Below are 7,473 nucleotides of genomic sequence, written 5' to 3' on the forward strand. Positions count from 1 at the left end.
TAGAAAATCCGCGAGGATTTTCGTTAGGAAGCAATTAATTTTACACATTCTTGTAGGGTGTTTTTATTTGTCCAAAATTCTATAAAATTCTTTCAATTCTTGTTTCCTTTCATTGTCAAGTCCATGCCACCTTATCCCTTGTATCGCTCCTTCAAGTGCATAAAGCATATTTACACAAGCTCCACTATTTTCAATTGTTGCAATTTTCACTATTGCTTTTTCACTACCAATTGTTTTCAAATCTTGTTCGCTTTCAATTCCAATTTCATTTAATTTCTCTGCAAGAGTTTTTCCAATATTCGGTAGATCAGTCAATTGTTTCATTTTTTAATTTTGAAATTGCATTATAAAAAAAGTAAATTGTATTCCGTCATAAAGAGCGTGGGAAATGATTAATGGTAATAATCTGCGATATTTATAAAAGTAATAACTCATAATTACGCTTTTAAGACCTATGGAAATTACTCCAGCAGTCCCTTGATATAAATGTGCTACTCCGATTAATGTAGAAGCTAAAAAGATTACGGCAATATGCCAATTCTTGTTGTCATTTACATTCCATAAACACTTTAGTAAAAAGATTCTTGATAATTCTTCAAAAAGAGCAATGCCAATCCATAAAACAGGACCAAACCAAATAATCATTAACAATGGGGTATTTGCCAACTCCATCATTGTGTCAATCAATTCAGTATTTGGTGGATTATGATTAGGTATCCATTGATAAAGAGTTGCTCTTTCTAAAAAGAACATTGCAAAGTATATTGCAGTTAAACCTAAACCTATTAAAACATCCCAATACCAAGTTCCCTTACCAGAATTAAAAGTTTCTTTAAATGTGTCCTTTATCAAGTATTTGTTTAGTACTAAAATCAAAATACTTATACCGCCTCCAAAAATCAATGGATAAACTGTCATATCAGTTGTTGAGAAATTTTCAGTTTGTGTCAGCCTGTACCAAATCATTATAATATTGATTGGTAAAATTGCAATGCTGATTGCTAAAATATTTCGAAACGTTTTATTCATAATTCTCGTTTTCTCAAATGCCCTACAACGGCTTCGTATATGAAAAGTAGCGCTGAAAATAAGCGATAACTTTTCGGATTAAACACAAGCCAAATTTTTAAATTTTACTATTTATCTTTTTATTTGGAAATCGTCAAATTTGAAAATTTGACGACTTTCCAAAAATGCCCAAACCTTAGTGTTAGTAAAGACTTGCGCTATTTTTTATATACATTGTTGGGCACAGTATTTATTCCCAAAGCTCACTTAATTTACTAATCATTTCTTCGTGAACATTATCATATTCCGATTTTTGTAGTAAACTATATTTTTCGGTTAGTGTAATGGTTTTACATTTAAAATCAACTCCATAAGTTTCAGCAAGTCCTAATATCAATTGACTGTCTTTCGGTTGATTTTCTTGAATAAATTTCATTATTTTATCAATGTGTTCAACGTCTTGGTCTTGTTGATTTGGCGAGTCAACAATTAAAGGGAAATATGTTGATGAAGAAAACTTTTTCATCAAATGAAAAAACGTAAAGTAGTAAGCTATAAGAGCTCTTGGTCTAGAACTACCAGTCTCTTTGGATTCAATTTTTGACGTGATTGGCTTATATTCATCTTCTGTCAAAGAATGAACGTCCAATTTCTTTAAAAAAGACGTTAACTTGGTTCTGTAATAACCTACTATTTCATCCTTTCTCTTTTTACTTTCAAATTCTTTTAGTTTTTTCTCTAATTTCTCTTTTTCCAAAGTGTTCTCTACAAGTGTTTTTTGTAGTGCATCATACCTGTCCGTGAAAATTGATTTTATTTGATTCTTTCCAGAGCTTTCTATAACATCTTTTAGTTTGAGATTGCCTTTTTTCTCTTGAAGAATTTTATCTATTTTATTTACCTCGCTTAATGTGGAATTTAATTTTTTGTTTTCAAACTCTATTTTATCCTCAATCTCTTTGACTTCTTTTTTTAATTCTAGAAGCAAGTCTTTACTCTTTTGTTCATCTTGTGCTATTTCAAATCTTTCGGCAAAGGAATTTTCATATTCTGCTCCGCAAGTTGGACAACCAATTACCTCTGGTAATTTCTCCGATGCAAATTCTAAATCTTTATGGCTTTCTAAAACTGCTTGTTTTACAATATTTATTTGTGCGTCATAAGATGCCTTTAGATGATATAAATCGTGTAAATCAGATTTTAAGGATTCTTCCTTATTTTTTAGCGATTCTAACTCTGTTAGTAGTGCTGTTATTTCTTTTTTAAATTCATCAATATTTATATTGAAATTAGTTTGAGATAATTTGTTCTTTACGTCTTCTAGTATTTTTCCAGTAAGTTTTTGCTCTTTATCAGTTTCTTCAATTGCCTTTAGATAAATGTCAATTTCTTTTTTAGTCTCATAATACTTGTTAGGACGAATGCCTGAATGATAAAAAATACATTGATTACGATAACTTTTTATTTGCTGTAATGATTTAAAAGAAGACCAACTTTTGCTCCAACTTTCATCTTGGTCTACATAATATGGAAGTAATAGATATGCAGGTGGTGGAACAATAAAACCACTATTTTGAGATTGAAATAATGGGTTGAAATCAAATAATTTACTAAGGAAAGGTCCAAGTTCCTTAGTTACAGAATCAAATATTCCTAGGTTAACACCATTTGAATCATAGATAGAAAAGCGTTTTCCATCTCTTAGAATTTGAAATTTATCTCCATCTAATTCAAACTTTACAAGTGATGCAACATTTGCATTTTTAAATTTAGAATTTAAAATAGGTTCTGCTCCAAAAGTCCTGTAAATACTCTTAATTAAAGAGGATTTACCAGTATGGTTTTTACCGTATATTAAAGTTCTATGTTTATCGAAACTAACTCTTTTTGCTTTTTTCTCTTTTTGAGACAGCAATAGCATTTCCGATATGTATAATTTTTTCATTCTTTTTTACTCTTAAATTTCTAACGAGTCTTTTTAAATTACCTTTATTTTTCATTGATAATTTTTATTACGAGACATTTTATAAAGTAATCATCGTATATATCCGATGACACCTTTGAAAAGCAATGGTTTATTATTGTTAAAAGGTTACTTAAATCATCTATTGCACCAATTGATAATTCATTGTCGTAAACTGATTCAATGTCTTTTATTAATTTTTCTAGAGGAATTTTATTCGTGTCCTTTATTAAAGTTGCGGTTATATCTCTCCAATATTTTTTATATTTTATTAATTCAATATGTCCAATACCACAAGATTCCAAAGAAGCCTTAATTTCATCCCATTCTTGTTCTACACTTTTGTAAAGTCCAGCTTTTTCGAGAAACTCAACAAATTGACGTTTTGATATCCCTTTTATGTCTATTAGCTCATCTAGATTGGAAATACTTTTATCTCCGAAGGTGTTTTCTGTTTGACGAGAAACTTCGTTGAATACTTGTTTGTAAGCTAATTCAGGATTAATACTATTCTCTGGATTAATTTTGTTAATCAATTTACTTAATTCTCCCAGACAATGTGTTGAACTATCTTTGTTGCTCAGCTTAGTTACGTGAAAACTTGTTAATTCTCCAAACAGCGTATTGGTAGTTATCTTATGTTCGCTTTTTATCGAGTCCTCAAATTCTTTGAAAATTGATTTTTCTAGTTCTTTTGCTTTTATTTTAGACCTTTTTAAGGATTCTTCTCCATTTGTCAACTGTTTAAAACTGAAACTAGCATTTGAAATAAAATTTAAAGAATTTGTATTTTTAGTAAAGTTTATTTTATTTAAGTATAGTTTTCCAGTTATTGATAGTTTGTCTTTTTCTTTTTTGGTTAAAGCTTTGACAGTCCAATTTCCAGAATCTTTTGATTTAATTTGATAGAAATCGATTTTATTTGGATTGGTTTCCGAATCCAAAACAACTAAATCATCGTGAAAATCAAAAAGAAAAACATAATCATCACTTTTCTCGTGAATTGTCAATAATAAATAAAGAGACAGGTCTTTTTGAAAGGTATATTTTCGGGCTGTTTTGCTACCCGATTCCTCTCTTGGTTTTAGATTTATTATTTCTTGCTCTAAGTTCATTTATATTGTGGCCAACAATTATATATCATTACTTTATAAGCATATTAACCGAATAGTATTCGGTAAATATGCTTTAAACTACTCCGCATTACTTACAAACACCAAAGACTTACCATCTGCGCTCCATCCATAATTCTCAAAACTGCCTTTACCTCCATAGAAATAGGCTACAATTTTTGGTGCACCACCATTTGTTGGCATTACTTTTAAAGTAACCGGTTGGTATGCAGCTGCTTCTTTTGGACTAGAGTCATTAGGAAAAGAAAGGTAGGCTACCTGCTTGCCATTGGGAGATAAATGTGGAAAACGTGCATGGCCTAAATCATAGGTCATTTGCGTTGCTCCTGTTCCGTTTTTGTTTTTACGCCATATTTGGTTGGTGTTGGTTGTATCATCACTATAATACACATACTTGCCTGCTTTTGGTTTTTTAATGGTTGCGGTAGTCGCTTTTGCTTCACCACCATTTAAACCTACCTGCATAAACGCATCCCTTTGTTTAAACAAGATATTATCCCCAGAAAATGTTGGTGATTTTAAGGAACCTTCAGACTTGTAAATTACTTTTCTTTTTCCGGTGGCAACATCAACCGTTTCTATTTGGCTGCCCATTTTTACACCATCATGGGAAATTGTTTCTACCAAAGGATTAGGATGCCAGTTTGGAGCAACTGGTTTTACAATATTTACATTCCATACACGTACTTCTTGCAAATCTTTTTCCTCAGGGTCGTGTGCCAAGGAATACGGGCCAATTAAAACCTCATCACTCATTTCTGGCAAGGTAACCGAGCCCATATCTTCTAATGGCTCCCCTGGGTTGGCAATACGCATGGTAATGGTTTTGCCTATTCGCTCTAATTGTATTACTGTTTCTCCAAAATACCATTTAGGGAAGAAAATTTCTTCTTGTGGGTCTCTCATATATGCACCGCGCATTAAACGCCATTGCAGTACTACCAAACCATCTCCGTGGATACAAGAATTCATGCTCACAGCATCGGCATCTGTAGATTCACGAATCATCCAGCCAGTTTTACGGTGACCGTTGCCATCCTCATTACCAATAAGTTCAAAATTGGCAGTCAAAATAAAATCCCCTGTCATTTCTTTAAATAGAAAGTGAAACTTATCGTGGTTGAACCAAATATTATCTCCACCCCCTTTTAGGGTGTAACTTTGGGTTGCTTCGTCATAGGAAGAAGACCCTGCCATTTTTGGGCCTCCAATATCTTGGGCAGTTTCAAATTGCCCTATTTGTGCCTGTAAAATACATGTAAATGCGAGTGCTAAACTCAGAGTTTGAATTAGTTTTTTCATTGTAGTGGTTTTTGGTTATTTAGTTAATTATCAACTGGTTTTAACCACAATTTACGCATAAAGCAAAGAGGTTATTTATATCTAGTTGATTTTAACAAAACCTTTAGAACAATCGCATTTGCCCACCCTTAAATCCTGTGTGCAAGACCTTGTTTAATTTTGGTTTGGTATCTGCTGTTCTACAACTACATTTTGCTTAAAATAAAAAGTGCTGTTAATTTTAGATTTAATATTTCGCATTCTTCGCATGGGATGGTTTTTTATAATGTAGTGACCCCATTCTGGAGAAATCCTATTGATTGTTAGCATTAACACTTCAAACTTTTTACCTACAACAATTCGCTTTTTTTTCTTCTTCAATCCTTTGATAATGCCATTAGCACATTGGTTAGCAGATATCCCCAATTGATGGGAGGTCTCTACCTTTCCATAAGGTTTTCCGTCCCCACATAAGCCTTTGGCCGTAATTTCTGTATTGATAAAGCCGGGAAGGATAAAACTAACTGTTAGCTTACAATCCATATTTTCTGCCCTTAACGAATTAAAAAAGCCGTGCAAGGCATGTTTTGATGCTGAATAGGCCGATCTTCCCGGGATTCCCATTGTCCCTGCGAAACTGGAAACTACACCAAACCAACCATGCCCTTGTTCCAAAAAAATTGGTAGTATAGCTTTGGTCAAAGCTACGGTCCCAAAATAATTTGTTTCCATAATTTTTCTGTCAACTTCCATTTCGTTTTCAATGACCAATCCTTTCTGTGAAATTCCGGAATTATGGATTACCAAATCCAATCGGTCCAATTGCTTCAACTGGGAAACCGCTTTTTCTATTGAATTAGGATTGGTGATGTCCATTGGGAGTGTCAATAAATCATGAGGATTGGGACTCTTATTTTTTAACTCGCTCAATCTCTCTGTTCTTCTTGCAGAAGCAATGACCTTTGCTCCCATTTGGTTTAGTTGTATTGCCAGTGATGCCCCTATGCCCGATGAGGCTCCCGTTATCCATACTGTTTTGTCTTTTAAATCTAGCTTTTTCATTGGTAGAATTTTAAATGAGGCAATTACTATAAAATTGCTGAGATAAACCTACCAAGAAATAATAGTTGGGGTGTCCCAAATCATTGGTGTTGGATAAATTAGGACTTATTCATAAATTCTTGTAAGGTAGTATATGGCTTTATTTTAGGTGGGTCACAATAAAGGCTAACGGTCTCGGCTATGATTTCGTTGTGGAATTTCCCGAAGGGAACATTCCGACCGAAATCCAGCCGTAATATACAAAACAGTTTTTGGTAAAGCTCAAAACCACAATGAATTATAGCCAATGTTACCTGTAGTTTTTATTCTTTCCCAAAATTATTTTTAAATCCGAGTATAAATAAACTCCAACAATTGATAGGATACCTATTGCTAAAAGATACTTTCCTTGTGGAATGGCAGCAAAAAAGCACATTAAAATAAGAAAAAGTGAAAGGGGATATGTAATCAAGCGTATCAATATTTTTTTCCAGCTCCATTCTTTTTCTGGTTTTTCGTTTTCGACTTCGATATCTAATATTTTATAGATTTGTCCGAGTTGAATTTTCTTTTCCATTCGATAGATTTTGAAACCAATTAAAAGAAAAATTCCAAGAAAAATAATCCATCCAATAATTTGAAACCAATGATTAGAAAGGTCAAAATCTTCAAAAACCCAGCTAAGCCAAGGAATTGAAAATAGAATACAAAAAAGGACATAAACTACTAGTCCAACAGGGTTTATTCTGTCGGAAATATTTATTAGATGTGCATCTTTGTTTAATTCAAACTTAAAAATAGGATAAAACATTCTATTCCAACCGTTTTGTCTCCAAACCCTGATTTCCCGATTCCGTATTTCTCCAGTCGGTTTAAAGTCCCATTTTAAGATTGTTAAGAAATGGGTCATTAAATTGTCGGGTTGTCTTTCTTCAATAAGCTTGATTATGTCGGATTTAGTTATTTCCAATGCTAGTTGCTAAAATTACAGGTAACTTGTTTATATATACAATAAAGTTATACATATTCCCCCAATAGGGGTGGCTA

7 protein-coding genes are annotated in these 7,473 nt (G+C 32.7%); all 7 read right to left on the minus strand.

What is annotated here, in order from left to right:
* Nucleotides 1–63: 63 nt before the first annotated feature.
* Entirely contained in the window at nucleotides 64–324 is a 261-nt protein-coding gene (locus AC000W_RS06920; RefSeq protein WP_474747115.1) for a TfoX/Sxy family protein, read from the minus strand.
* A gap of 3 nt (nucleotides 325–327) precedes the next feature.
* Nucleotides 328–1,029 carry a CPBP family intramembrane glutamic endopeptidase gene (locus AC000W_RS06925; protein WP_474747117.1) on the minus strand — a complete coding sequence of 234 codons (702 nt, stop codon included), beginning with the start codon at nucleotides 1,027–1,029 and terminating at the stop codon, nucleotides 328–330.
* A gap of 229 nt (nucleotides 1,030–1,258) precedes the next feature.
* A complete protein-coding gene (locus AC000W_RS06930) occupies nucleotides 1,259–2,953 on the minus strand; it encodes an AAA family ATPase (RefSeq protein ID WP_474747118.1) in 1,695 nt (564 codons plus the stop codon).
* Nucleotides 2,954–2,997: 44 nt separating this feature from the next.
* A complete protein-coding gene (locus tag AC000W_RS06935; RefSeq protein ID WP_474747120.1) occupies nucleotides 2,998–4,086 on the minus strand; it encodes a dsDNA nuclease domain-containing protein in 1,089 nt (362 codons plus the stop codon).
* 78 nt (nucleotides 4,087–4,164) lie between these two features.
* The gene (locus AC000W_RS06940) at nucleotides 4,165–5,406 is read right to left on the minus strand and encodes a TolB family protein (RefSeq protein ID WP_474747121.1); all 1,242 of its coding nucleotides are present in this window, start codon (nucleotides 5,404–5,406) and stop codon (nucleotides 4,165–4,167) included.
* Nucleotides 5,407–5,559: 153 nt separating this feature from the next.
* Nucleotides 5,560–6,447: an SDR family NAD(P)-dependent oxidoreductase gene (locus AC000W_RS06945; RefSeq protein WP_474747123.1), complete on the minus strand. Its 888-nt coding sequence runs from the start codon at nucleotides 6,445–6,447 to the stop codon at nucleotides 5,560–5,562.
* A gap of 289 nt (nucleotides 6,448–6,736) precedes the next feature.
* Nucleotides 6,737–7,336, minus strand: coding sequence for a hypothetical protein (locus AC000W_RS06950; RefSeq protein WP_474747124.1), 600 nt, complete (start codon nucleotides 7,334–7,336; stop codon nucleotides 6,737–6,739).
* Nucleotides 7,337–7,473 lie beyond the last annotated feature (137 nt).

It is taken from the genome of Saonia sp., from assembly GCF_056326165.1.

What these genes read in the sequence shown, in the direction of transcription:
- AC000W_RS06920 (WP_474747115.1), bottom strand. Translation starts at nt 324, where the DNA reads ATGAAACAATTGACTGATCTACCGAATATTGGAAAAACTCTTGCAGAG.
- AC000W_RS06925 (WP_474747117.1), bottom strand. Translation starts at nt 1,029, where the DNA reads ATGAATAAAACGTTTCGAAATATTTTAGCAATCAGCATTGCAATTTTA.
- AC000W_RS06930 (WP_474747118.1), bottom strand. Translation starts at nt 2,953, where the DNA reads ATGAAAAAATTATACATATCGGAAATGCTATTGCTGTCTCAAAAAGAG.
- AC000W_RS06935 (WP_474747120.1), bottom strand. Translation starts at nt 4,086, where the DNA reads ATGAACTTAGAGCAAGAAATAATAAATCTAAAACCAAGAGAGGAATCG.
- AC000W_RS06940 (WP_474747121.1), bottom strand. Translation starts at nt 5,406, where the DNA reads ATGAAAAAACTAATTCAAACTCTGAGTTTAGCACTCGCATTTACATGT.
- AC000W_RS06945 (WP_474747123.1), bottom strand. Translation starts at nt 6,447, where the DNA reads ATGAAAAAGCTAGATTTAAAAGACAAAACAGTATGGATAACGGGAGCC.
- AC000W_RS06950 (WP_474747124.1), bottom strand. Translation starts at nt 7,336, where the DNA reads ATGACCCATTTCTTAACAATCTTAAAATGGGACTTTAAACCGACTGGA.